Raw genomic sequence first — 24582 nt, forward strand, 5'->3', positions numbered from 1 at the left:
GTCCCCCGCGAACGTGTCGCCCGCCCGCGGTGTCGTTACGCGTCGGCGGTGATTAGCTCTCGGCCTGTCCGAGCGGTCACCCCGTGAACGCTCACGAGCGCCGGGTCGCCAGCCACGCCGCCCCGAGGAGCGAGGCGAGCGCCGCGAGCGCGCCGAACCCGGGCTGGCCGGGGGTGGCGGTCCCCGTCGGCGTCGTGTCCTCCGTGGCCGTGGCCGTCGGGCCGGGCGTCGCTGTCGCCGTGGCGGCCGCGGTGGCCGTCGCCGTGCCCCCTCCGCCGGCCGTCGCGGTCGCGGTCGCCGTTGGAGTCGGGCTTGCCGTCCGGGTCGGCGTCGCGGTCGCCGCCGGTTCGACGACCAGCGTGCCGGCCGTCCGCCCGCTCACGCGCACCGTGTACGTGCCCGCGGCGCGCGGCGAGACGGCGAACGTCGCCGTCCGCTCGGTCCCGCCCGGTATCGTGACGGGCCGGCTGGCGAGTCTCGTCCCGTCGACCTCCAGCGTGAGGACGAGCGTCCCCGTCGAACCGCTGTTGCGCACCGTCGCGGTCACCGTGGCGTTCTCGCCGACGGCTACCGTGCCGGGCGTCACGTCGAACGCGACGAACCGATAGCTCGGCGACGGCGCGGCGGTCGACGTCGGTGTCGGCGCGGCCGTCGCGGTCGCGGTGGGGGTCACAGTCGGCGTGGGCGTTGGCGTGGGCGTCGCGGTCGGCGTGGGCGTTGGCGTGGGTGTCGGCGTCGGAGTCGGCGTGGGTGTCGGCGTCGGAGTCGGCGTGGGTGTCGGCGTCGGAGTCGGCGTCGGCGTCGGAGTCGGCGTTCCCGACCGCTCCACGAGCGGGGCGAACGTGCTGAACGAGGTGAGCGTCGCCGTCACGGTGTTCGCGCCGGTATCGACGCTTCCGCCCGCGACCTCGCTCCACGACCCGTCGTGGCGCCACAGCGCGAGCGTCCCCTCCTCGGTCGCAGTGAGGCCCGCGTCGTCGTAGCGGACGGTGAGGTCGAGGCTCGCGGTCGCGTTCGTGGCGACCACCTCGACGGGGGCGTCGACGCCCGCGTAGCCGCTCGGCGGTGTGGGCGCGGAGGCCGGCCGGCGGAGCGACACCGACTCGCCCGCGAAGTCCACGACGGTGCCGTCGAGGCTGACGTTCGCCGCCGTGGTGTTCGTCGCGGCCTCGGCGAACTGGGTGCCCGGGCTGTCCGTCCAGAGGTCTATCGCCCACGAGGCGGCCCCGTCGATAGCGAGGTCGGTCAGGCGCACGTCGCTCGCCACGTTCACCCGGACCCCGGTGTCGCCGCCCGAGACGGCGAGGTTCGACAGCGTCACGTTCGCCGCGTCGCTGTCGATGTAGACCCCGTAACTGCTGTCGGAGACGGAGCCGTCGCGGACGACCACGTCCGCCACGTTCCGGACGAAGACGCCGGTGTCGCTCGCGGCGTCGTTGAAGCCGACGACGCTGACGTTGTCGAGCACCGCGCCCTCGGCGTCCACATCGACGCCGAAGCCGCCGCCGGCGCCGTCGTCGCGCACGACGCTGTCCACCAACCGTACGTCGCCGCCGCCGTACTCGTAGTGGGACATCACGACGCCGTACGCGCCGTTCCGAAGCACCGTCGTGCTCGTCACCACGGCGTCCCCCTCGACGGTCCCGAAGTCGATGCCGGTCGAGGACGCCCCCTCTACCGTCGAGTTCTCGATGCGGACGTTCGTCGCCGGGCCGAACTCGATACCGTCGCGGCCGCCGACGGCGGTGACGTTCGAGACGAGGTTGGTCGTGCCGCCGAGCGAGACGACGGTGCCGTCCGACTCGCCGTCGATTCGGGTGTCACGGAGCGTCTCGTCCGAGCCGTCGAGCCGAACCCCCGTTATCGGGCCGAACGTCGAGTTCGCGACGACGGTCCCGTCCGTCGCGCCGTCCGTGGTCACCGCGTACGCGTCGAAGGTGGACAGGTCGAGCGCCGTGGTCGCCGTCGTCCGCTCGACGGTCGTGTTCACGGCGTCCTTGATGCGGACGCCGACCCTGTCGCCGGTCACGTCGGCGTCGCGGAGCGTGACGTTCGTCGACGAGTACACGTCGATAGCCGTGCCGTCCTGAGCGTCCCACCCGCGGAGAAGGCGCTCGAACGTCCCGTTCGACAGCGTGACGTTCGTCGAGTACGCGACGACCGTCCCGTTCGGGTTCGTCACGCCGTCGACGCGCGCGTCCGTGACGTTCGACAGCACGAGCGGGAGCGTGACCGCGCCGTCGAAGGTGTAGCCCGACACGTCCACGTCGGTCGCGTCCACGACGTACAGCGCGGCCGTCGGTTCCGTCCCGTCGAGCGTCAGGCCCGTCTCGTTGCGGTAGTAGCGCACGGGGACCCCCTCGACGGTGTTCGAGGCGTCCACGTCGTGACGGTAGTGCGCGGGGGTGCCGTAGTTCGCCCCGCTCCCCTCGTTCTCGTTTATCTCGAAGCCGGCGTCGAACCCCGCTATCGTCGTGTCGCGCAGCGTGATGCCCGTCGCGGTGCGGACGACGAGGCCGTTCTCGCCCGGCCCGGTCAGCGTGTTGTTCCTCACGGTGAGGTTCCGCACGAGGAGGTCGTCCGTCGTGAACGAGCTCTGCCCGACGAGGAGCGCGACGTTGGAGGCGTTCGTCACGACGTTGTCGGCGACGGTGCCGACGGTGACGGTGTCGGTTGCGTCGCCTAGCACCTGAATCGACTCGCGCGCCCGCTCGACGGTGTTGTTGCGGATTTGAACGCCGTCCACGCCGTAGACCCGGATACCGTCGTTCGAGTCGCGCACGGTGTTTCGCGCGATCTCGATGCCGGTCGTCTGGGGACCGAACGAGCGGACGTTCGCGATTATACCGCTCGTCGTCCCCTCCACGGTGCTGTCGAGGACGCGACCATCGTTCGTCTCGCCGAGGTCCACCCCGTCGTTCGCGCCGGTCACGGTCACGTTGCGGACGGTGACGTTCGTGTTGCGGCCGTCGCTCTCGGTCCCCTCGTTCGTCTCGACGGCGACGTCCCCGTTCTCGAAGGTGGAATCCCGGACGACGGCGTCCGAGACCGCGCCGAGTTCTATCGCTGTCCCGGTGCCGTTCGCGAACGTCGAGTTCGCCACCGAGATATCGGCGCCTCCCCGGAGGCGCAGCGCCCAATCGCCCGTCTCGGTCGCGGTGAGGTTCTCGACGCGGAGGCCGGACACGGCCGTGAGCGTGAGCGCGTCGTCGAACTGCGCGACCGAGACGTTCACGAGCGTGAGGTTATCCACGCCCAGCGCGCTCGCCGGTACCTCGATGGCGGTGCTCCCGCTCGACCCGTCGCCGTCGACGACGCTCCCGTCCCCGTGTATCGTCACGTTCGAGGCGTTGACGACGAGGTACGTACCCGAGGCGTCCGTCGTCCCGGCGAGGACGTAACAGCCCTCGGCGTCGATGGTGCCGCCCACGACCGTCGTACAGCCGTTGCCCGCCGCGGCCGCCGGCGCGCCGACCGTCACGCCCGCGAACGCGACGCTCGCGACCAGCAGCGCCGCGACGACGAGCGCCGCGAGGCCGCGATCCCCCTGTTTCGAATGCATGGCCGCGCTACCCGCGGGAGTTTCCTTAGTGCACCCTGTGGCCGGTTGTTCACGGAGTGAACAGCCCGGTCAGAGGTCCTCGGGCGCCACTGGGGTCGCGTCCCCGCGCAGGGCGTCGTAGCGCTCCCGCGTCCACTCCGTGACGGCGGCGTCGGTGGAGACGACGATACCCTCCGGCACGCCGTCGTCGTCGGCCGACAGCGCCGCCGTCTCGTCGTAGAGGCCGAACTGGTAGGGGACCGCCGGGCGCACGTGGAGCCGCATCGCGCCCTCCGCGAGCAGCTCCCGGATCTGTTCGCACACCTCGTCGGTCTCGCGGATGGCGTCGAGGACGTTCGGCGTGACGACGCCGTGTGTGACGTGGTCGCCGGCGGCCGCCGCCTCGTAGCTCGCGGCGGCGGCGCGGGGAGCCATCGCGTGGACGACCATCCACACCTCCCCGGCGCCGCGGAACAGCTCCGCCAGCCGGTCGACGTGCCGGGCCGGCGCGGTCGGCGTCGGGACGACCACCTCCGCGTCGCGCAGGCGGGTCACCTCGAAGTCGAACGCGTCGAGCGGCAGGTGTTCGAACAGCGGCGCCAGCCGGCGGGTCGTCGCCGTCGTGTCGAGCAGCCGCTCGAACGCCGTGACGACGGCGCGACCGGCCGCAGTCGCGCGGTACCGCTGTCCCGTCCGGCGGACCCAGTCGCGGCGTTCGAGGTCGGTCGTCACCCGGCCGACGGTGACCCGCGACGCCCCCGTCTCCGCCCGGAGCTCCCGGCGCGTCATCGGCTCCTCGGCGAGCGCGCCGAGCACGGCGACGCGGTTGGGCGAGCGGGCGAGGAAGGCCGCGTCGTCGTGTGCCATGGCGACACATGACGAGGGCGCCGTATAGGTGGTCCGGTCGCTCGCGACCGTCTCTATCGCTCTCCGGAGCGGTCGGGTGAGGAACTGTCCGTTTCCCAACAACAGCTAAGGGCGAACCCGAGCGACTCGGGGTATGAGCGCTGAACGCGTTGACGTGCGGTGTCGGTCGTGCGGACGACGAACCCCGCTCGAGCTGGACGGCGGCGAGCGGTTCACCGTCGCCTGCGAGTCCTGTGGCGCGGAGCGGAACGGCCGCTACCGGGACGACGGAACGGTGGTCTGGTCGTAAGTAAAAGCGAAACGAGCGACGGGCGGCCCGGGGGAAGGGGGAAGGGGCCGACGGGCGTTCGGTCGTTCTACGCGCTGGTCGCGTTGAACGGGTTCTCGTTGTGGCGCGACTGCTCGACCTCGAAGCCGAGGTCGAACATCACGGAGTCGGACTGCACCTCGTTGCCCGTCTCCAGGGGCAGTTCCCACTCGAAGCCGATACACTGGGTCGTCGCGCCGGGGTACGGCTGGACGCCGTCCTCCTGGCGGTTGCCGTCGAGGACCGCGCCGTCGGCGAGGAACGTGTTGAAGAAGTCGAACATCGAGCCGGAGAAGATCTCCTGTTCGCCGCCGAGGACGATCTGGGCGATCGCCGCGTAGATGGTGTCGAGGTCCGCGCCGTCGGGAGCGACGAACGCGTCGGCGGGCGTCGTGGCGATGCTCTCGAGGAACGTCTCGTTCGCGCCGGAGCCGAGCGCGATGGTGAAGATGCGGATGCCCGCTCCCTTCGCCGAGTTCGCGGCCGAGGTCGCGGCGCTCGTGCTGTCGGGCGACCCGTCGGAGAGCAGGATGATGACCTTCGACGCGCCGGGGGTGGCGTTCGTGCCGCTGATCAGTTCGGTCTCCGCGGTGGAGATGCCGGCGGACATGTTCGTCGAACCCGAGTCCGTGTAGGTGTCGATGGCGTCCTTGACCGCCTGGTAGTTCGTCGTCAGCTCCTGGTCCAGCGACGCGCTCGACGCGAACGATATCGCCGCCGCCTCGTCCGGAACCGAGAGGTTGTCGACGAAGTCCTTGGCCGCCGTCTTGAGCTGTGCGAGTTCGCTGGTCGTGATGGACCCGGACGTGTCGGAGACGAGCGCGACCTCCAGTTCCTGCTGTTCGCCCGTGCCGGTGGGCTCGTAGACGTTGTCGCAGTCCTCGTCGTACCACGCGCGCACCTGGATCGCGTCCGCGAGTTCGCCGACGCCGTCGGTGTCCTCGCCCTCCGCGACGAGCTCGGGCTCCGTCTGGCCGTTCTCGAGGTTCTCGGAGAGTTCCCCGATCATCCGGAGGTAGCCGGGGTTGTCACAGATGTGGATGCTGATGGTGACCTCGCCGTAGTCGCCCGGCTTCACGTCGTCCAGTGTGAACACGGGGATGTCGTCGCCGTTGACGAGGAACTGGTCCGCCTCGGGGCTACAGAAGTCGAAGGCGCGGCCCTCGCCCTGCACGAGGTCCTCCCACTGTTCTTCCTGCTCGGGCGTCGGTGCCTGTCCGAGCAGGTAGACGCCGTCGCCGAGGTCCTCCGCGTCCGGGTACGTCTCCTGTATGTCCGCGAGCCGACCCGGGCCGCCGAGGTACGTGGCCTTGTAGTCGAGCTTCAGGTCGAGCGTCCCCGCCTGCAGGAGGTTGTCGGTGAAGCTCTCCTCGTCGGAGAACAGCGCCGAGGTGCCGATGCCCGCGCCGGCGGAGGCGATACCGACCGCGCCGAGGCCCGCGAGGACGCGGCGGCGGCTGAGGTTGAGCAGTTCCGGGTTCCGTCCGTTCTGTTGTGTCATTGTGTTTCTCCCTCCCCGTGTTCCACGGAGATATCCTCCCTCCGTCGTATCGGGCCATAGGTACGACTCGCCTGTCGGTCGGGCCGGTTCCGCGGAACGGGTCGTTCGACGCGACGCCCCGCCGACACGAACGACGGCACGCCCAGCGTACCGGCGGGTACGGGGACCGGACCGGGCGCGTTCCGCCGCCCGGTTTCCGTCGCAATCGACCGTTACCGGTCCTCGCGGCCGACGAGGCCGAACCACGCGGCCTCGATGCGCTCCCAGTTGGCGTCCACGACGAACGGGAGCGCGAACAGCACGGCGACGAGGCCGACGGAGAACACGTCGCCGGGCAGGCCGAACGTCGGGACGGTCGAGCCGATGAACGCCCCCGTGTGGGAGCCGGCGACGACGAAGAGCAGTTGGCGGACGCTGCGCCGGCGGCGGTCGGAGTCGGAGGGGCCGTACCGCTGCGGGGCGTCCCCGGCGGCGTCGGCGGACGGGTCTCTGGGCATACGCCGGCTATCAGCCCCCGCCGTCAGGTAACTGTCGGCTCACGCGCCGGCCGGGCGGTCGGGTTCCGACTGCCACTCGCGGAGCGCGTCGAGCGTCGCCTCCAGTTCGTCGTACGTCTCGGCGAGGTCGTGGATGTTGCGTCCGGAGTCGAGGTAGGAGGCGTCCATGTTGTGGACGACGTTGCCGTAGTGGGCGACGTGGTTGCGGAGCTCGCGCATCCGGTCGAGCGCCCCGAAGGCGTCGTCGCCGTCGTCCCACGGGAGGTGGGCGAGCGCGCCGTCGTCCGCGGCGACGGCCTTCTGGAGGTGCCAGAAGGTCGTGTAGTCTATCTCGCGCAGCTGGAGGTCGGCGTCCCCGAGCTCCTCGTACTCCGCGAGGACGGCGTCGTACTCCGTCTCCGTGCCGTCCCCGGAGGGGATGGTGGCGAGCGTCCCGGCCCAGTCGCTCTCGGCGTCGAGCAGGTCGCGAAGCCGCATCTCCAGCTCCCCGACCCGGGTGTAGAGGAAGGCGTGGGCCGCGGGGTGGTTCAGGTCCGAGCGGGTGAGGACGCCGACCACCTCGCCGTGCCAGCCGACGAAGTAGAACGGCTCGGCCTCCAGCCGGCGGACGATTCCGCCGAAGCCGAGGTCGGGCGACAACAGGTGGCCGAGTTCGATGCGCTCGGCGTGTTTGTAGACGGCCGTGTCGTCCTCGCCCGGGAGGTCGGCGAGCGCCTCCCGCTCAACGAACAGGAACGGCGGCTCGTCGCGCTCGACGGGGGCCGCGGTGTACCCCCGTTCGTCGAGCCACTCGACCACGTCGGCGACGGGCGCGCCGGCGGGGACGGTCTCGGGCGACTCGGTCATCAGTTCGGACACCGTGACCCGCTCCTGCGTACCGAACATGGCCGACCGACTCCCGGCCGTCACAAAGCCGTTCGGGCCGCTCCCGAGGAGGTAAATACCAGCGAACACAAGCGGACGGCAGATGGTACCCGGGGGCACGGAGGCGCTGACGGTCGCCGTCGCGGACGCCGACGCGGAGCGGCGCGACCGAACGGCCCGGCGGCTCGCGGCGGCCGACGACGGCATCGGGACCGGCGACGACCCGCCCGACTGCGTCGTCGCCGAGCCGGACGCGCTCGACCGCGCGGACGCGCCCGACGGCGTCCCCGTTCTGCTCTTCACCGACGCCGACCCCGGCGACTTCGCGGCGCGGGCGTTCCGCGCCGACGTCGCCGACTACGTCCCCCGGACGGACGGCTACGACGCGCTCGCCGAGCGGGTCCGGGCGGCCGTCGCGGCGGCCGACGACGACGGCGGCCGCATCCGGGCGCTCGCGGCGTTCACGAGCGACCTCCACGGCTGCGAGACGGCCGCGGAGGCGCTCGACCTCGCGGCCGACGCGGCCCGGGACGTGCTCGCGTTCGACCGCTGTACGCTCGCCGTCGAGCGCGACGGCTACCTCGAAGTCGCGGAGGAACGCGGCGGCGACCACGGCGCACACATGCGGATGCCCGCGGACGAGGGTATCGCCGGCGAGACGTACGGCGCCGGCGAGCCGTTGCTGTTCGACAGCCTCCGGGAGCACCCCGCCACCGACGCCGACGAACCGGGGGCGATAGTGAGCGTCCCCGTCGGGGACCACGGCGTGTTCCAGGCCGTCGCCGACGAGCGCGCCGGCTTCGACGAGCGCGACCTCGAGGTCGCGCGCCTGCTCTGTGACCACCTCGCGGAGGCGCTGACGCGCATCGGCCGCGAGCGCGACCTCGCCGAACAGGAGGCGTTCACCCGGCGGGTCGTCGACGCGCTCCCCGACCCGCTGTACATCCTCGATTCGGAGCTCCGGTTCGAGACGTTCAACGACGCGCTCGTGACCGCGACCGGCTACGACCCCGACGAGCTACACGAGCGCTCGGCGCTCGACCTCCTCCCCGAGGACGAGCGCGGGCGGATCCGCGAGGGGTTGGCCGCCCTGCCCGACGACGGGGAAGGCTTCCGGACCGAAGTGCCCGTGCGCACCGCCGACGGCGACACCGTCCCGTTCCAGCTGAACACCACCCGGGTGGAGCGCGACGGGGAGCCCCTGCTCGTGGGCGTCGCCCGCGACGTGAGCGAGCGCGAGCGCCGCGAGCGCGAACTCGAACGCCAGAACGAGCGGCTCGACGAGTTCGCCGGCGTCGTCTCCCACGACCTGCGGACGCCGTTGAACGTCGCCGCGGGGCGGCTCCGGCTCGCGGCCGAAACGGGCGACCACGAGCACCTCGACGCCGTCGGGGCGGCGCTCGACCGGATGGAATCGCTCATCGAGGACGCGCTCACGCTGGCGCGGGACGGCCGCGCCGTCGAGACACCCGAGCCGGTCGAGTTCGGCGAGATAGCCCGCGCCGCGTGGCGCGACGTCGCCGGCGACGACGCCGAGGCCGCCTTCGAGAACGTCGACACCGTCGTCTCCGCCGACGCGCCGCGGCTCCGCCGGGCGCTGGAGAACGTGATGCGGAACGCTGTCGAGCATGGCTCCGCGGGCACACCGTCGGTCCGCGTCGGCGTGGAGCGCGGCGACGGGACGGCGACCCTCTTCGTCGCCGACGACGGGCCGGGCGTCCCCGAGCGGGAACGCGAGAAGGCCGTCCGGTCGGGGTACACGACCGCCGAGGACGGCACCGGGCTCGGGCTGGGCATCGTCCGGCGCATCGCGGACGCCCACGGCTGGGCGCTCGCGCTGGCCGAGAGCGACGCGGGCGGCCTCCGGGTCGAACTCCGGGACGTGACCCTCCCCGACGCGGAGCCGGTCGCGGCCGACCCCTTCCGGCGGTGAGCGAAACGCACACCTACCGGCGGGCCGTCGCGCCGGCATGGAGCGTATCACGAGCGCCGACGAGGTCCCCGAGCAGGGGTCGTACCTGTTCACCGTCACGGAGGCGGACGGGAGCGAGGAGGAGGTCATCCTCGTCCGGCTCTCGGACGGCATCGGCGCGTGGAAGAACTTCTGCCAGCACGAGATAGACCAGCGGCTCGACCGCGGCGTCGGGAACGGCGCGGCGATACGCGACGGCGAGATACTCTGCCCGAAACACGGGTCGAGCTTCGACGCCGAGACGGGCTACTGCGACAACGGGAAGGCCGCCGGCTCGACGCTCGCGGCGGTCGATATCGCCGTCAACCGCGGCGACGTGTTCCTCACCGACGACGACCTGACGTTCGCCCACGAGGGCGGCATCGACGACGGCGACATGCCCGGCTCCACCTCGCACCTCTCCTTCTGACCGGCCCGTTTTTCGTCGTGGCACCCGACCGCCGGGTATGCGCGCCGCCGTCCTCCGCGAGTACGGGGAGCCGCTCGACGTGACCGACCTGCCCGACCCCGAGCCGGGCGACGCGGGCGCGGTCGTCGCCGTCGAGGCCTGCGGCATCTGTCGCTCCGACTGGCACGCGTGGCAGGGCCACGGCGAGTGGGCCGACGACCGGGCGCCGCTGGACCACGTCATCGGCCACGAGCCGGCTGGCCGCGTCGTCGCCGTCGGCCCGGAGGTCGAGCGGTTCGACGAGGGCGACCGCGTCGTCGTTCCGTTCAACCTCGGCTGTGGCGCGTGTCCGAACTGCCACGACGGGCACGGCAACACCTGCACCGACGGGCTGGCGCTCGGCTTCGAGCGGGCCGCCCCCGGCGCGTTCGCCGAGCGGGTCGCCGTCCCCGAGGCCGACTACAACCTCCAGCGGCTCCCCGGGGGCGTCTCGTTCCGGGACGTGGCCGCCGTCGGCTGTCGCTACATGACCGCCTTCCACGCGCTCGCCCACCGCGCCGAGGTCGGCGGCGGCGAGTTCGTCGCGGTCCACGGCTGCGGCGGCGTCGGCCTCTCGACGGTCCAGATAGCCCGGGCGCTCGGGGCGCGGCCGGTCGCCGTCGACGTGGACGACGGCGCGCTCGCGCGGGCCGCCGACGCCGGGGCCGAGGCGACCGTCGACGCCTCGGCGACGGACCCGGTCGGGGAGATAGAGGCGCTCACCGACGGCGGCGCGGCCGTGTCGGTGGACGCGCTCGGCCGCGCCGAAACCGCGCGCAACTCCGTGCGGTGTCTCCGCGAGCGCGGCACACACGTACAGGTGGGGCTCACCACCGACGCCGAGAAGGGGGAGGTGTCGCTCCCGACCGACTGGATGACGCGGTGGGAGGTCGACTGGCTCGGCTCGCGGGGGATGCCGCCGACGCGGTTCCCGGAACTGCTCTCGATGGTGGACTCGGGCACGCTCGACCCCGGCGCGCTCGTCGGGCGCGAGGTCGGCCTCGACGAGGTCTCGGACCGGCTCGCCGCGATGACGACGTACGACACGGACGGCGTCGAGGTTCTGCGTCCCTGAGCCGCCCCGCACCTATTTGTCGGGGCGGAACACACCGCCCGCATGGACCGCAGGACGTTCCTCGCCGCGGTTCCGGCGACGGCCGCGCTGGCCGGCTGCACGACCGGGGGGACCGACACCGCGACGGAGCGGGCGACGCGGACGGCGACGACGACGGCCACGAGCACGGCCACGGCGACCGCGAGCGACACGCCGCGCGACCACCCGAACACGCTGTTCGTCGACGCCGAGACCGGGAGCCGCGCCAACCCCGGAACGGCCGACGCGCCGCTGGACTCGATACGGCGGGCGACCGTGCGGGCGGACCCGGGCGAGACGGTGTACGTCATGCCCGGCGAGTACCACGAGCCGGTGGAGCCGCCGGGCGGCGAGCCGGGCGCGCCCATCACCATCACCGGACCGCCCGACGCGGTGTTGAAGAACAGCCCGGACGCGTACTACATGTTCCTCGTCCGGTCGAGCCACGTCCACCTGACGGGGATGACGATAGACGGCCTCGAGAACCCCGACCGCCCGGACGACGTCGAGTCGTACGCGCGGACCTCCCCCATCGTGACGCGCCCGCCCGAGTCCACCGACGAGTACCTGCGCGACGTCGTCATCGCGCCCCACGCCGTCGGGAACTCGCAGAAGGCGCTCGTCTCGATAGACCGGACGCGCGACCTCGTCGTCGGGCCGTTCCGGGTGACGGGCCCCGCGGGGACGAAGTACCTGCTCACCGACGAGCCGGGCCACAACGGCGAGATCGTGTATCTCGGCACCTCCCCGTCGAACCTCGGGACGGACTGGCACCCGTGGACGGAGTACGACCGAACCCGGAACGTCCTCGTCCGGGGCATCGACAACAGCGCCGGCCACGGCCACTCGGAGCTTGTGAACACGAAGCTCGGGACCGAGGACGTGGTCGTGGAGTACTGCACCGACGCCGGGGGCTCGCGGAACACCGAGGACTCGCCCGCCGCGTCGGTGCGGTTCCAGAGCTTCGGCGCGACCGTCCGCTGGTGTGACCTCCGGGGCGGCCGGGGCCACGGCGTCGAGATAGCGAGCTTCAAGGCCCGAGACGCGCGCGAGGAGGGCGACCCGACCCGGATAGAACGGCTCGGCGGCACCGACAACGCCGTCTACGGGAACCGCATCGTCGGGTTCGACGACCTCGCGGTCGCCTACCCCTCGGAGAGCGGCGAGGCGGACCAGCGACACGTCTGCGGGAACACGTACGACGGGGAGACGGCCGGAACCCCCGACGCCCCCTGTCCCGACGGCGTGCCGACCGGCGACGGGGTCGGCCACACCGCCCTCGGGGAGTGAGGGGCGAGCGGGCGAGCGACGGGCCGGACGCCCGCCGACCTGTCGAGCCGTTTACCGAAACCGCGTTCTGGGAACATTGAGGGGCGCGTGGGACGACTACCCGACGAGATGTCCCTACACGACGTCGACAACGTACTGGAGGAGCTCGCCGGCCTGCCGAGCTTCCACCACCCGACGGTGTCGCCCGACGGCTCCACCGTCGCCGTCTACTACGACGGCTCCGGCCGCAACGAACTCCACTTCATCGACACGGAGACGGGCGAGTCCGAGCAGGTGACCGACGGCGAGGTCCCCCGCAACGCCCGCTGGTACCTCAAGTGGGGCACCGACGAGGAGGTGTTCTTCCACATGGACGAGGGCGGCAACGAGCAGAACGACATCCACGTCGCCGACCGCGACGGGAACGTCGAGCCCGTGGTCGAACAGGAGGGGCAGAACTCCCTGCAGGCCGTGAGCGACGACGGCCGCGTCCTCTACTTCGGCTCGTCGCGCGACGGCCAGATGAACATCTACCGGCACGACCGCGACGCCGGCGAGACGACGAAGCTCACGGAGTACGAGCGCGCCGCCGGCGGCGCGACGCTCTCGCCCGACGGCGACCGGGTCGCCTTCTCCACCAACGAGTCGGACGACTACGACAACCAGGACGTGTACGTGATGGACGCCGACGGGTCGAACCCGCGGAACCTCGAGATCGGGGAGGACGGGGCCGAGGCCTCGCCCTCGGACTTCTCGCCCGACGGCTCGAAGCTCCTCGTCTCGGACAACACCGAGGACCTCGGCCGCCCCGGCGTCTACGACTTCGAGACCGGCGAGACGACGTGGTACGGCGCCGACGACGCCGAGGAGTCGCCCGTCTGCTTCCTCGACGACGGCGAGCGCTTCCTCGCCCACCGGACCCGCGACGCCGCGGTCGTCCCCGTCGTCTACGACCTCTCGGGCGGGTCGCGCGAACTCGACCTCCCCGAGGGCGTCGCGGCCTTCTCCGGCACGGGGAAGACGCAGATAGACGACGACCGCCTGCTCGTCACGAACACGACGCCGAGCACGCGCTCCTCGCTGCTCGCGTACGACCTCGCCGACGACTCGACGGAGACCCTGCTCGCGGCCGACTACGGGCCGTTCTCGCCCGACGACTTCGCCGACGCTGAGTACTTCACCTTCGACTCCGACGGCGTCCCGGAGACGCGACAGGCCGCCGTCGAGCACGAGCCGTACGAGGAACTCGAAATCGGCGGCCTGCTGTACGACTCCGGCGAGCGTCCGTCGCCGCTCATCGTCAATCCCCACGGGGGGCCGCGCGCCGCCGACTACCGGAACTTCGACCTCTACACGCAGTTCCTCGTCTCGCGCGGCTTCTCGGTGCTGAAGGTGAACTACCGCGGCTCCACGGGCCGCGGCCGCGAGTTCGTCGAGACGCTGTACGACGACTGGGGCGGCGCAGAACAGGGCGACGTCGCGACCGGTGCCGAACACGTCCTCGCCGAGCACGACTACCTCGACGCCGACCGCGTCGTCGTCTTCGGCGGCTCCTACGGCGGCTACTCCGCGTACTGGCAGACGGTGCAGTACCCGGACCTCTACGCCGCCGGCATCGCGTGGATCGGCCTCACCGACCTGGAGGAGATGTTCGAGACCACGATGCCGCACTTCCGCACGGAGCTGATGGAGAAGAACCTCGGGACGCCCGAGGAGAACCCCGACCTCTACCGCGAGCGCTCGCCCATCGAGTACGCGGAGAACCTCGCGTGTCCCCTGCTGATGGTCCACGGCGTCAACGACCGCCGCGTCCCCGTCTCGCAGGCCCGGATGTACGACGAGAAGCTGCAGGAACTCGGCTACGAGAAGGGCGAGGACGGCGACTACGAGTACGTCGAACTCGGCGAGGAGGGCCACGCCTCCTCGGACATCGACCAGAAGATACGGCTGTTCCGCGTGCTGGACGACTTCCTCGCCCGGCGCGTCGGGACGACGGTCGGCGCGCCGGCCGACGACTAGGCGACGCGGGCGGACGACCGGAGGGAGTCCGCCGAACGAGCGAGCGGGGAGCGGAGCGACCCGCGAGCCTCCGAACGACCTTTTTCGGCTACCGCGCCGCGACCTCGCCGCCCGCGTCGGGGAGCCGCGCGTAGAGCACGTACGAGTACGCGACGGTGACGACGGCCGTCCCGAGCGCGGGGACGAGCAGGAAGTATATCGCGTAGTCGCCGAACGCGAGGCCGACGACCGCGACGAGCGCGCTCAGTTTGAACAGCCGCGCGGCGAGCGCGTGAGTCCGGTCCCAGACGCGCTCGTCCGACAGCGTCCACGGCGTGCGGACGCCGACGAACCAGTTCCGCTCGACGTGTTCGAGCAGGAGGCCGACGCAGTAGAACAGCCCCGCGACGGCCGCGAGCACGAACAGCGTGAAGTCGAAGACGTAGCCGAGGTTGAACGCGACGATGCCGACGTGCAGCGCGGCGAGGAAGGCCGACAGCGCGACGACGAACCCGTCGTACGCGGGCCGGAACGCGGCGACGTTCCCGCCGAGCGGGTCGATGCGGGGCAGGAGCGCGAACAGGCCGAGCAGTCCCGCCGCGATCGCGGGAAGGAAGACGAGCGCGACCGTCCGCGGCATCGTCCCGTCGGGCACCCCGGCGGCGTTCCAGTGGGTCGCCATCCGCGCCGGCAGGTCGGGCGCGGCGACGAGGCCGACGACGGCCGACGCCGCGACGAGCAGCCCCGCCAGTCCGAACCGTCCTCGCGTGTTCATCCTCCTCTATAGGTCGCCTTCGGTCTTCAACGCACCGCCGGCACAACCCCTTTGTCCGCCCTCCCGCTCTCGACGGTAGATGGCCCGCTCCCTCCCCGACGCCCTCCGCGCCCGCCTCGGGGTCGACCCGCGGGCGCTCGCCGCCCTCCGGGTCGCGCTCGGCCTACTCGTGCTCGCGGACCTCGCGCTTCGGGCCGGCGACCTGGTCGCCTTCTACACCGACGCGGGCGTGCTGCCGCGCGCGCTCCTGTTCGAGGCGTACCCGACGGTCGGCCGGCTCTCGCTGTACGCGCTGTTCGGCTCCCCGCTGTGGGCCGCGACGCTGTTCCTCCTCACCGCGGGCGTCGCCTGCGCGCTCGTCGCCGGCTACCGGAGCCGCCTCGCCGCCCTCGCGCTGTTCGTCCTCCTGCTCTCGCTCCACACGCGGAACCTCCTCGTGCTCAACGCCGGCGACTCCCTGCTCCGGCGGCTGTTGCTGTGGGGCGCGCTCCTCCCGCTCGGGGCGCGGTGGGGTCTCGACGGGGGGGAGAAACGCGACCGCGTCGTCTCCGTGGCGACGGCGGGCCTGCTCGTGCAGGTGTTCGTCGTGTACGGCGTCAACGCGGTCATCAAGCTCCGCGGGGAGGCGTGGCGCTCGGGCGAGGCCGTCCGCTACGTGTTCGGCATCGACGCGCTCACCGTCGGCCTCGGTGACGCGCTCGCGGGGCAGTCGTGGCTTCTCTCGCTCGGCGCGCACGCGTGGCTCGCCCTGCTCGTCGCCTCGCCACTGCTCCTGCTCGCGACGGGACGGCTCCGCGCCGCGCTCGTCGGCGCGTTCGTCGGCGGCCACCTGTTCATGTTCCTCACGCTCCGGCTGGGGGTGTTCCCGCTCGTCTCTGCGGCGGGGCTACTCGTCTTCCTACCGCCCCTCGTCTGGGACCGCGTCGAGGCCGCGACCGCCGACCTCCGGGCGCGGGCCGCCGGGCGCTGGCTCCCCCGTCCGGGCGGGGCCCTGCTCGGTCGCCTCGACCCGCCCGCGACCCGGACGGTCGCGGCGCTCCTGCTCGCCTTCGTCCTCGTGTGGAACGCCTCGTCGCTCGGGCTGGTCGCCCTGCCCGCGGCCTCGGGGAGCGTGGACCCCGAGCAGCGCCGCTGGGACATGTTCGCGCCGGAACCTCCGAAGACCGATAGCTGGCACGTCCCGGTCGGGACGACCGCGGACGGAGAGCGGGTGGACGCGCTCCGCGGCGGCGCGCCCGTCTTCGACGTGGCCGACTCGGGGGCGACGTACCCCAGCCACCGCTGGTACGTCTACCTCGGGGACCTGCGGGGCGCGCCCGCGCTCCGGCCCGGCCTCGCCGCCCACCTCTGTGAGCGATGGGACCGAACACACGCGAGCGACCTCGTCCGGGTCGAACACGTCCTCGTGACCCGGCGGGTCGTCCTCGACGGGAGCGCGCCCGTCGAACGGCGGGGGCTCGGGACGTACGACTGTCCGTGACTACGCCTCGGTGACGGGAATCTCGACGCTCCGGGGGGTCGCGTCGGCCGCGTCCGCGGTCGCCGCCGGGTCCGTATCTCCCTCGCCCGACGTCCGTTCCCGCACCTCCCCGCCGTCGGGGAGCGCCTTCCGCACGGGACAGGGGTCGAGCGCCTTGCCGGCGATGTAGCCGCCCGCGGCGCCGAAGCCGGCGCCCACGCCCGCGCCGACGGGACCGGCCTTGGAACCGAGCTGTGCGCCGACGCTCGCGCCCGCTGAGGCCGCGTTCGCGGCCGGGTCGAACAGGTTCGGAATCACAGCCGTGCTACGGCCGCCGCCGGGAAGTGTGTGACGCCTACACGCGGTCGCGCAGCACCTTCGCCGCGACGAGTATCGGGTCCCACACGGGCGAGAACGGCGGCGCGTACGCGAGGTCGAGCCGTTCCATTTCGGCGACGGTCGTGTCGGACCCGAGGGCCGTCGCGACGGTGTCGATGCGTTTCGCCGCGCGGTCGCGCCCGACGACGCTCGCGCCCAGCACGCGCCCGGTGCCGCGGTCCGCCGTCAGCGTCACCGTCGTCTCCTCGGCCCCCGGGTAGTAGCCCGAGCGCGACCCCGCGGTGATGGTCTCGGAGACGGGGTCGAACCCCGCCTCGCGCGCCGCCGACTCGGAGACGAACCCGGTGCGACCCGCGCCGAGGTCGAACGCCTTCACCACCGCGGTGCCCGCCACGCCGCCGACGGGCGTCGGGTCGCCCCCGAGCGTGGCCCCGATGGCCCGGCCCGCCCGGTTCGCGGTGAGGCCGAGCGGCACCCACGTCGCCTCGCCGCTCACGACGTGGCGCGACTCGGCGCAGTCGCCCGCGGCGTAGACGCCCTCGACGCTCGTCCGGCCGTAGCGGTCCACGGCGACGGCCCCCGACGGCCCGAGGTCGGCGCCCGCGTCCTCCGCGAGCGCGGTGTTGGGCGCGATGCCGACGCCGACTATCGCCGCGCCCGCGTCGAGAGCGCCGCCCTCGAAGGCGACGCGCTCGACGCGCCCCTCGCCCTCGATTGCCTCGACGGCGGTGTCCGTGTGGACGGTCACCCCCTGCGCGGCGAGTTCGTCCGCGACGGCCTCGCCGACCGCCGCCCCGAACCCGCCGAGGAGGTGGCTCCCGCGCTGGAGGACGTGGACGTCGATGCCGTGGGCCGCGAGGGCTTCGGCCATCTCGACGCCGACGTAGCCGCCCCCGATGACCGCCGCCGTCTCCGGGGGGTCGGCGTCGGCGTGTCGCCGGAACTCGTCGGGCGACATCGGCCCGAGCGCGGCCGTCTCGGGGTCGAAGCCGTCGTCGACGAACGCGCGGATGGCGGTCGCGTCGGGCAGCCCGTGGAGCGTGAACGCGCCGAACAGGTCCGCCCCCTCGATCGGGTCCGAGCGGGCGCGCGCCCCGGTCCCGAGCAGGACGTCGCCGTACGGCTGTTCGACCCGGCCCGCGGGCCCCTCCGCGACGACGACGCGGTCCTCGGGGTCGACCGCGACGACCTCGTGCTCGCGCCGGAGGTCGATGTCCCGTTCCGCGACCTCGTCGGGCGACAGCGAGACGAGGTCGGTGAGCGAGTCCACCTCGCCCTTCACGTAGTACGGCGTGCCGCAGTGCGCGTACGACACCCACCGGCCCTTCTCGAAGACGACGACCTCGCGGTCGGGCGCCTCCCGCTTGAGTTTGCTCGCGGCGCTGAGGCCGGCGGCGTCACCGCCGACGACGACGAACGGGTCCATGTGTCCGGGTCGCGGGCGGGGGGCAAAAGCGTGGGGCGGCTCGCGGGGCGCAAAGGGTTTCCGTCGCGGGGGAGCGTCGCGTCGTATGGACGTCCTCGTTACACACCGGAACCAGGGGCCGACGGTGCGGGACAGTATCCGCGACCTCCTCCGATACAAGGCCCCGGACGACCGTATCATCGTTGTCGATGCGAACTCGTCGGACGGGTCGCTGGACACGCTCGAACGGTTGTCGGTTAACGAGGGGATCGTCCTCAAACACGTTCCCGGGGCCTCGCGCGGTCGCGGCCGACAGTCGGCGTTCGAAGCGGGCGACAACGACATCGTCGCGGCCCACATCGACATGGACGCGAGCTACTCGGCCGGACTGTTCGAAGCCGCGGAGTACTATCGGGAGCTCCGACGAACGCACGACCCCGGACTCGTGCTGTTCCACGGCGGGATGATCGCCGATCGCTCGGTCGTCGCCGATGCCGGTGGATGGCGAGACCTCGACGTCCACGAGGACAAGGACCTCTGGGTGAGAGCCGACGCCGACGCCCCGGTGTACCGGCTCCCCGTCTCGGTCGTCGACGCGCACCACAACTTCGAGTGGGACTCGTGGCGATACCGACAGCGACGGCGGTACCAGAACTACCGCGACGCGCTCCGGCTCGGCGTCGGCTACCGCACGCTCGTCCGGTCGCTCCGTCACCACCTGCCCTCGCCCGCCCGATACCGCGACCGGACGCTCCTCGCACTGGCGGCACAGCGGGCGACGGCCGGCGACCTCGGTGGATTCGAACCCGGTGATTTCAACCCGGAGACCCACTTCCTCCGGGAGCTCCGCTTCGAGGCGCTCGTCGCCGCGGGGTTGTTGAGTCCGACGGTACTCGACGTCCCGGATCGGCTCGCCGACTACGCGAGGGACGACGGGTATCCGGCCCGAACCAGTTACGACGAACTCGTCGACTGAGCGCTACTCGTCGGAGCCGTTCCGGTCGCTTTGGTGATACCACCGCAGACTGTCGCTCACGTTCCCGTGGCGAACCGTCTTGAGCATGAACAGCGAGGCGATACAAGCCATCGCGACGTACGTGACCGTGAGGAACGTCCGGATCCCGCCGTCGAGAATGACCGGCCACTCGTCGCCTAAGAGGCTCGGCCCGACCTGCAGGAGGGCGGCCGACAACAGCAGGATCGTCAGGAAGCCGCCGAGAACACCGTACTGCGAATAGTAGTGGAGGTGGTAGATATCGCGGCCGGCGCGCTCCGCACGGTAGTTGAGCCACCCCTCCCAGCCGAGCGACCAGCCGTCGAGCAGTCGTTCGTTCACGCGGCTCTCGAGTCCGGAGATGTAGTCGCCCGCCCGCATCATCCGGGTCTGCTCGATGCTCCACAACATGAAGAAGAAGAACGCCAGAAACGGGAGCGCAACGAGGATGGCGAACTGGCGGGCGTCGATTCCCAGTCCCACGAGCAGGGAGAGGACAGCGCCGCCGTACCCGAGGATACGGACCTGATTCCGGATCGCCTGCTCGATTTCGGCGCGGAGGTGCTCGTACTCCAGTTTGATGGCCTCCCACGCGCGGCCGTCGTCAGCTACCGGCGGCCGGTCGGTCGCGTCGGTCGTCACGCCCTGTCAAGACAGGGAGACAGGAAGTAGTTTGTGTCGCCTGTTCCGTTCGCCCGCGGCTCGCGTGTCGTTCGCTCCGCTCACTCCCGCTCGCTTGTTCGGAGACGCTCCCGTTGGTCGCGTCTCCTAGTCGTCCGCCGGCCGCCCCGGCCCGAACCCGCGGCTCACCTCCTTCCACGTGCCGGCGCGGAAGCGGTAGTAGTTGAGCGCGGCGGGGACGCCCGTCTCGGCGGCGAACGCGAGGTAGAGCCCCCACAGGCCGAGCGGGGTCGTCGCGCCGATGTACGCGAGCGGGATGGAACAGCCGAACATCCCGACGGCCTGCGCGGCGAAGGGCCAGCGGGTGTCGCCGCTGGCGTCGAGCGGGCCGGCCGCGCCGCCCGAGACGCCCTGCATCACGACGGCGACACAGGCGGCGTACACGAGCGCGACGGCGACGGGAATCGCGTCGGGGGTCGGGTCGAACGCCCCGACGATGGGGCGGGCGAACAGGGCGACGACGAACGCCGACACGAGGTAGACGCCGACGGCGTGGCGGATGACGTCCTCGCCGAACGCCTCGGCCTCGGCCTCGTCGTTCGCCCCGAGCGACTGTCCGACGAGCGAGGAGGACGCGAGGCCGAAGCCCCAGCCGGGGGTGTTCATGATGCCCCAGATGCGCCGCGCGATGACGTACGCGGCGGCGACGGCCACCCCGAAGCTGTCGGCGATGGCGAGCATCGGGAACTCCGCGACGGTCCACACCATCGAGCGGCCGACGACCGGCGCGCCGATGTCCACGATGTCGCGGGCCGTGTCGAGGTCCACGTACGGGCCGAGCGGGTCCACCTGCACGGGGAGGGCGCCGATGCCGGGGAGCCGCCCCCGCGAGAGGCCGACGGCGAAGGCGGCCGTCCCGGCGACGTTCGAGAGCACGGTGCCGGTCGCCGCGCCGACCGCGCCCATGTCGAGCGCGAAGATGAAGAAGGCGTTCAGCGCGATGTTGAGCACCGCGCCGCCGCCGCGGACGGCCATCGGGGTCCACGCGTCGTCCGCGCCGATGAAGACGCGCGACCCGACGAGGTTGAGCGCGGCGAAGGGGACGCCGAACGCGACGACCCGGAGGTAGTCGCCCCCGACGGCGACGGCCTCGGGGTTGCCGCTCACGAGGTCGATGAGCGGTTCGGCGAAGACCGCGAGCGCCGCGACGAGCGGGAGCGTGACGGCGAGGACGACGAGCACCGACGAGCGGACGGCCCGGCCGATACCCTCGGTGGCGTCGTCCTCGCCGCCGTAGTGCTGGGAGACGAGCGCGATGGTGCCGGCGGCGAGGCCGCCGCCGAGCGCGAAGGCGAGCCCCCAGTACGGGCCGGCGTAGCCGACGCCCGCGATGCCCGCGGAGCCGAGCGCGATGCCGACCATCGCCACGTCCACGGCGTTCTTCGACATCCGCGCGATGCCCGTGACGACGCGGGGCCACGCGAGGTCCGTCGTCCGGCGGGCGCGCCGCTCGTCGACGACGCCGAGTCGGGCCAGGAGGAGGCCGACCGCGAGGACGACGAGGCGGACCGGATTGGGGACGCGCGGGGAGATATCCTGACTACCCGGTCAGGGTGTATGAGGGTTGTCGTTTCGGTCGCTCACGCCGACGGCGTCGCGTGGAGGCGTCAGGCGGCTTCGAGCCCCGCGAACACGAACGCCGCGCCGCCGTCGGGCGACTCCGCCGCGCGCACCGTCCAGCCGTGGGCCGTGGCGATGCGCTCGACGATGCTCAGGCCGAACCCCGTGCCGTCCTCGCTCGTCGAGTAGCCGCGCTCGAACACCGTCTCGCGCTCCGACTCGGGGATGCCCGGCCCGTCGTCGTCCACGCGGAAGCCGAGCCCCGAGCCGTCCGTCTCGGCCGGCGAGACCGACACGGCGACCGTCTCGCCGGCGTGGTCGAGGCTGTTGGCGAACACGTTCTCCAACAGCCGGACGAGGCGGTCGTCGTCGGCCCCGACGCGGGGGAGGTCGTCGGCCACGTGCAGGGTCGCGTCGGCGGCGTCCAGGTGCGACCACGCCGTCCGTGCCGCGGCCCCGAGGTCGGTCGGGGCCGTCTCGCCGACCGTGCGGCCCTGTCGGGCCAGCGCCAGCGTGTCGTCGACGAGCGCGTCCATCCGGTCGAGGGCGGCGCGGGCGGCGTCGAGCGACTCGGCGACCGCCCCGTCCTCGGCGTCGGTCGCGGCGAGGTCGAGCCGGCCGGTCGCGACCGACAGCGGCGTCCGCAGGTCGTGTGACAGCGTGGCCGCGAACTCCTCCAGCCGGTCCCGCTCGCGAGCCAGCGCCGCCTCGTTGCGCCGCTCGGCGAGCGTGTAGCCGACCCACTGGCCCAGCAGTTCGACCAGCGTCTCCTCCCACGACCGGAACGGCGCGTCGCGCGGCTCGTCGTGGTGGAAACACAGCGTCCCGTGGAGGTCCCCCTCGACGACGACCGGCGTCCCGATGTAACAGGACATGCCGACGTGGGTGTGGATGGGCTTGTCCGACCACGCGGGGTCGTCCGCCATCGAGGCGACGCTCACCGTCTCGCGGTCCGCGACGGTGCGCTCACAGCCGCTCTCCGTGATGTCGATGACCGCGCCGGGCTCGAACTCCTCGTAGCCGTCGGGGGCGACCAGCGACGACAGTTCGTAGCGGTCGCCGTTGACCTGCGACAGGACGCCGTAGCGGACGCCGAGCGCCTCCCGGCCCAGCTCCAGCACCGCCTCCACCTTCCCCTCGTGGTCGCGCTCGGGGTCCGAGAGGACGCGGTGGAGCCGTCGCAGGGTCTCCTCGCGCGACGCCAGCCGGTCGCGGGCCCGCTCGCGCTCTATCTCGTGGCCCACCGCGCGGGCGACGAGTTCGACGAACGACCGCTCGGCCTCCGTGAACCCCGTTCCCCGCGGCGAGGGGTCGGTGAAGCAGACCGCGCCGTACGGTTCGCCGTCGGCGACCACCTCGGTCCCGATGTAACACTCGTGGCCGTACCGCTCGTAGGCCGGGTCGTCGGCCCACCCCTGCTCGCCGGCGTTGTGGAGCGCGACCAGCCGCTCCTCGTCGACGACGCGTCGGCAGTAGGTCTCGTCGCCGGCGACGGTCGTCCCCTCGCCGGCGCCGTCGGCGGCGAACACCGTCTCGTGGCGGCCGGTCTCGGCGTCGACGGCGTTGAGCTTCCCGTTGTCCACGCCGAGGCGCTCGCACCCGAGGTCGAGCAGCCCCCGACACGTCGCCTCGAAGCCGCGGTCGGGGTCGGTCGCCAGTTCGTACAGCCGCCGCCGGGCGCGCTCGTCGGCCCGACGGTCGGAGACGTCGCGGACGACGCCGGCCGTCCCGCCGAAGTCGCTCGCACCCGAGAGCACGCCGACGTGGACCTCGCAGGGGACCGTCGCCCCGTCGGCGCGGACGGCGTCGAGTTCGAGGGCGACGCCCCCGTCCGAGAGCGCGTCCCGGTCCCCCAGTGTCGACTCGACGCGGTCGAGGTCGCCGTCCGCGAACACCCGCGAGAGCGGCGAGCCGACGAGCGCCCCGCGGTCGTAGCCGGTCAGGTCCTCGAACGCGTCGTTGACGAACGCGATGCGGCCGGCGGCGTCGCAGGCGTACACCGCGTCGCCGACGGCGTCGACCACCGTCTCGTACTGTTCGAGCCGACGGCGGTTCTCCGCGGCGGTGAGCGCCTTGGCCACCGTGTCGGCGAGTTCGGCGAGGACGGTCCGCTCCTCGCCGTCGAAGGCGTCGTGGCGGTCGGCGTACACCGTCAACACGCCGTGGAGCCGCCCCCCGTCGGCCAGCGGGAGGACGATGACCGACTCGATGCCGAACTCCTCGGCGCGGTCGCGCCAGTCGGGGACGTCGAACCCCTCGGCCGCGTGGCGCAACACCTGTGGCTCCCGTGTCCGGACGGCCCTGCCGGCCGGCCCGTTCCCCCGCGGCGTGTCGTCGTGGCGTATCTCCACCGTCTCCAGATACGCCGCGACCCCGCCGGCGGTCGCGACCGGCTCGATGCGGCCGGAGTCGCCGTCGACGGTGCCGACCCACGCGGAGCGGTACGAGTCGGCCCCGGTGAGCGACTCGCAGACCCGGCGGCGGATGTCCTCGGGCGTATCGGCGCGGACGAGTTCGCCCTGCACGACCCGGATGAGGTCGTTGATGCGCGAGAGGTCCGACGCGCGCCGCTCCGCGGCCGCCCGGTCGACGGCGTTGCGCACCCGGTTGGCGAGCACGTCGTACTGGTCGGTCCCCGTCCCCTTCTGGAGGTAGTCGGTGACGCCCTTCGTGATCGCCTCGCTCGCTATCTCCTCCGACCCTTTCCCCGTGAACAGCACGAACGGGAGGTCGGGGTCGCGCTCGCGGACCTGCTCGAACAGCGCCAGCCCGTCGGTCCCGGGCATGTCGTAGTCCGAGACGACGCAGTCGACCCGTTCCGCGTCGAGGCGGTCGAGCGCCGCCTCCGCGTCGGCGGCGGCGACCGTCCGTATGGCCTCGTCGACCCGTTCGAGATACGTCGCCGTCAGGTCGCGGACGTCCGGTTCGTCGTCGACGAGCAGGACCCTGACAGAGGATGACATGAGAATCGTCGTGTGCGTCCGTGACGGCCGAGAACGTATAGCGTTGTCGTGAACTCGCTCGGAGGGGCGA

Annotated in this window: 19 protein-coding genes; 8 read left to right on the top strand and 11 right to left on the bottom strand. The window is 72.3% G+C overall.

Going from position 1 to position 24582, the window contains the following annotated elements:
* Positions 1-91: 91 nt before the first annotated feature.
* Together P2T37_RS04840 and P2T37_RS04845 are read right to left on the bottom strand one after the other, a co-directional pair.
* A complete protein-coding gene (locus P2T37_RS04840) occupies positions 92-3562 on the bottom strand; it encodes a right-handed parallel beta-helix repeat-containing protein (RefSeq protein WP_276235654.1) in 3471 nt (1156 codons plus the stop codon).
* 69 nt (positions 3563-3631) lie between these two features.
* Positions 3632-4408 carry a helix-turn-helix transcriptional regulator gene (locus tag P2T37_RS04845; protein ID WP_276235655.1) on the bottom strand — a complete coding sequence of 259 codons (777 nt, stop codon included), beginning with the start codon at positions 4406-4408 and terminating at the stop codon, positions 3632-3634.
* Between the two features lie 133 nt (positions 4409-4541).
* Here P2T37_RS04845 and P2T37_RS04850 point away from each other — a divergent pair, with 133 nt between their 5' ends.
* Positions 4542-4697: a hypothetical protein gene (locus P2T37_RS04850; protein WP_276235656.1), complete on the top strand. Its 156-nt coding sequence runs from the start codon at positions 4542-4544 to the stop codon at positions 4695-4697.
* Positions 4698-4764: 67 nt separating this feature from the next.
* Here the strand turns inward: P2T37_RS04850 and P2T37_RS04855 are convergent, their stop codons facing one another.
* The 3 genes from P2T37_RS04855 to P2T37_RS04865 form a co-directional block, all read right to left on the bottom strand.
* Positions 4765-6216: a vWA domain-containing protein gene (locus tag P2T37_RS04855; RefSeq protein WP_276235657.1), complete on the bottom strand. Its 1452-nt coding sequence runs from the start codon at positions 6214-6216 to the stop codon at positions 4765-4767.
* A 212-nt stretch (positions 6217-6428) separates the two neighbouring features.
* Positions 6429-6713 carry a hypothetical protein gene (locus P2T37_RS04860; RefSeq protein ID WP_276235658.1) on the bottom strand — a complete coding sequence of 95 codons (285 nt, stop codon included), beginning with the start codon at positions 6711-6713 and terminating at the stop codon, positions 6429-6431.
* A 39-nt stretch (positions 6714-6752) separates the two neighbouring features.
* Entirely contained in the window at positions 6753-7598 is an 846-nt protein-coding gene (locus tag P2T37_RS04865) for a CBS domain-containing protein (protein WP_276235659.1), read from the bottom strand.
* An 82-nt stretch (positions 7599-7680) separates the two neighbouring features.
* Between P2T37_RS04865 and P2T37_RS04870 the strand changes: the two genes are divergently transcribed.
* The 5 genes from P2T37_RS04870 to P2T37_RS04890 all read left to right on the top strand — a co-directional run bounded on the left by P2T37_RS04870 (position 7681) and on the right by P2T37_RS04890 (position 14357).
* Positions 7681-9510 carry a sensor histidine kinase gene (locus tag P2T37_RS04870; RefSeq protein WP_276235660.1) on the top strand — a complete coding sequence of 610 codons (1830 nt, stop codon included), beginning with the start codon at positions 7681-7683 and terminating at the stop codon, positions 9508-9510.
* Positions 9511-9547: 37 nt separating this feature from the next.
* Positions 9548-9958, top strand: a complete 411-nt coding sequence (locus P2T37_RS04875) for a Rieske (2Fe-2S) protein (protein ID WP_276235661.1) — start codon at positions 9548-9550, stop codon at positions 9956-9958.
* 37 nt (positions 9959-9995) lie between these two features.
* The gene (locus tag P2T37_RS04880; protein ID WP_276235662.1) at positions 9996-11051 is read left to right on the top strand and encodes an alcohol dehydrogenase catalytic domain-containing protein; all 1056 of its coding nucleotides are present in this window, start codon (positions 9996-9998) and stop codon (positions 11049-11051) included.
* A 42-nt stretch (positions 11052-11093) separates the two neighbouring features.
* Positions 11094-12359 carry a right-handed parallel beta-helix repeat-containing protein gene (locus tag P2T37_RS04885; RefSeq protein ID WP_276235663.1) on the top strand — a complete coding sequence of 422 codons (1266 nt, stop codon included), beginning with the start codon at positions 11094-11096 and terminating at the stop codon, positions 12357-12359.
* Between the two features lie 108 nt (positions 12360-12467).
* Positions 12468-14357: a S9 family peptidase gene (locus tag P2T37_RS04890; RefSeq protein WP_276235664.1), complete on the top strand. Its 1890-nt coding sequence runs from the start codon at positions 12468-12470 to the stop codon at positions 14355-14357.
* Between the two features lie 88 nt (positions 14358-14445).
* Here the strand turns inward: P2T37_RS04890 and P2T37_RS04895 are convergent, their stop codons facing one another.
* Positions 14446-15111, bottom strand: a complete 666-nt coding sequence (locus tag P2T37_RS04895; protein WP_276235665.1) for an SdpI family protein — start codon at positions 15109-15111, stop codon at positions 14446-14448.
* Positions 15112-15190: 79 nt separating this feature from the next.
* Between P2T37_RS04895 and P2T37_RS04900 the strand changes: the two genes are divergently transcribed.
* Positions 15191-16591 (top strand): HTTM domain-containing protein, encoded by a 1401-nt coding sequence (locus tag P2T37_RS04900; protein WP_276235666.1) that lies wholly within the window; start codon positions 15191-15193, stop codon positions 16589-16591.
* Here the strand turns inward: P2T37_RS04900 and P2T37_RS04905 are convergent, their stop codons facing one another.
* Both P2T37_RS04905 and P2T37_RS04910 read right to left on the bottom strand, forming a co-directional pair.
* Entirely contained in the window at positions 16592-16888 is a 297-nt protein-coding gene (locus P2T37_RS04905; protein ID WP_276235667.1) for a hypothetical protein, read from the bottom strand.
* 37 nt (positions 16889-16925) lie between these two features.
* Positions 16926-18335, bottom strand: a complete 1410-nt coding sequence (locus tag P2T37_RS04910; RefSeq protein WP_276235668.1) for an FAD-dependent oxidoreductase — start codon at positions 18333-18335, stop codon at positions 16926-16928.
* 85 nt (positions 18336-18420) lie between these two features.
* Between P2T37_RS04910 and P2T37_RS04915 the strand changes: the two genes are divergently transcribed.
* Positions 18421-19290 carry a glycosyltransferase family 2 protein gene (locus P2T37_RS04915; RefSeq protein WP_276235669.1) on the top strand — a complete coding sequence of 290 codons (870 nt, stop codon included), beginning with the start codon at positions 18421-18423 and terminating at the stop codon, positions 19288-19290.
* A 3-nt stretch (positions 19291-19293) separates the two neighbouring features.
* Here P2T37_RS04915 and P2T37_RS04920 read toward each other — a convergent pair whose 3' ends face one another.
* The 3 genes from P2T37_RS04920 to P2T37_RS04930 form a co-directional block, all read right to left on the bottom strand.
* On the bottom strand, positions 19294-19950 hold the full coding sequence (locus P2T37_RS04920; protein ID WP_276235670.1) for a hypothetical protein: 657 nt from the start codon (positions 19948-19950) through the stop codon (positions 19294-19296).
* A gap of 126 nt (positions 19951-20076) precedes the next feature.
* Complete coding sequence (locus P2T37_RS04925; protein ID WP_382211813.1) at positions 20077-21522, bottom strand: MATE family efflux transporter; 1446 nt, start codon at positions 21520-21522, stop codon at positions 20077-20079.
* 74 nt (positions 21523-21596) lie between these two features.
* A complete protein-coding gene (locus P2T37_RS04930; RefSeq protein ID WP_276235672.1) occupies positions 21597-24512 on the bottom strand; it encodes a GAF domain-containing protein in 2916 nt (971 codons plus the stop codon).
* Positions 24513-24582: the final 70 nt, after the last annotated feature.

This window comes from Halosegnis marinus, assembly GCF_029338355.1.
In the GTDB taxonomy this organism is placed as follows: domain Archaea; phylum Halobacteriota; class Halobacteria; order Halobacteriales; family Haloarculaceae; genus Halosegnis; species Halosegnis marinus.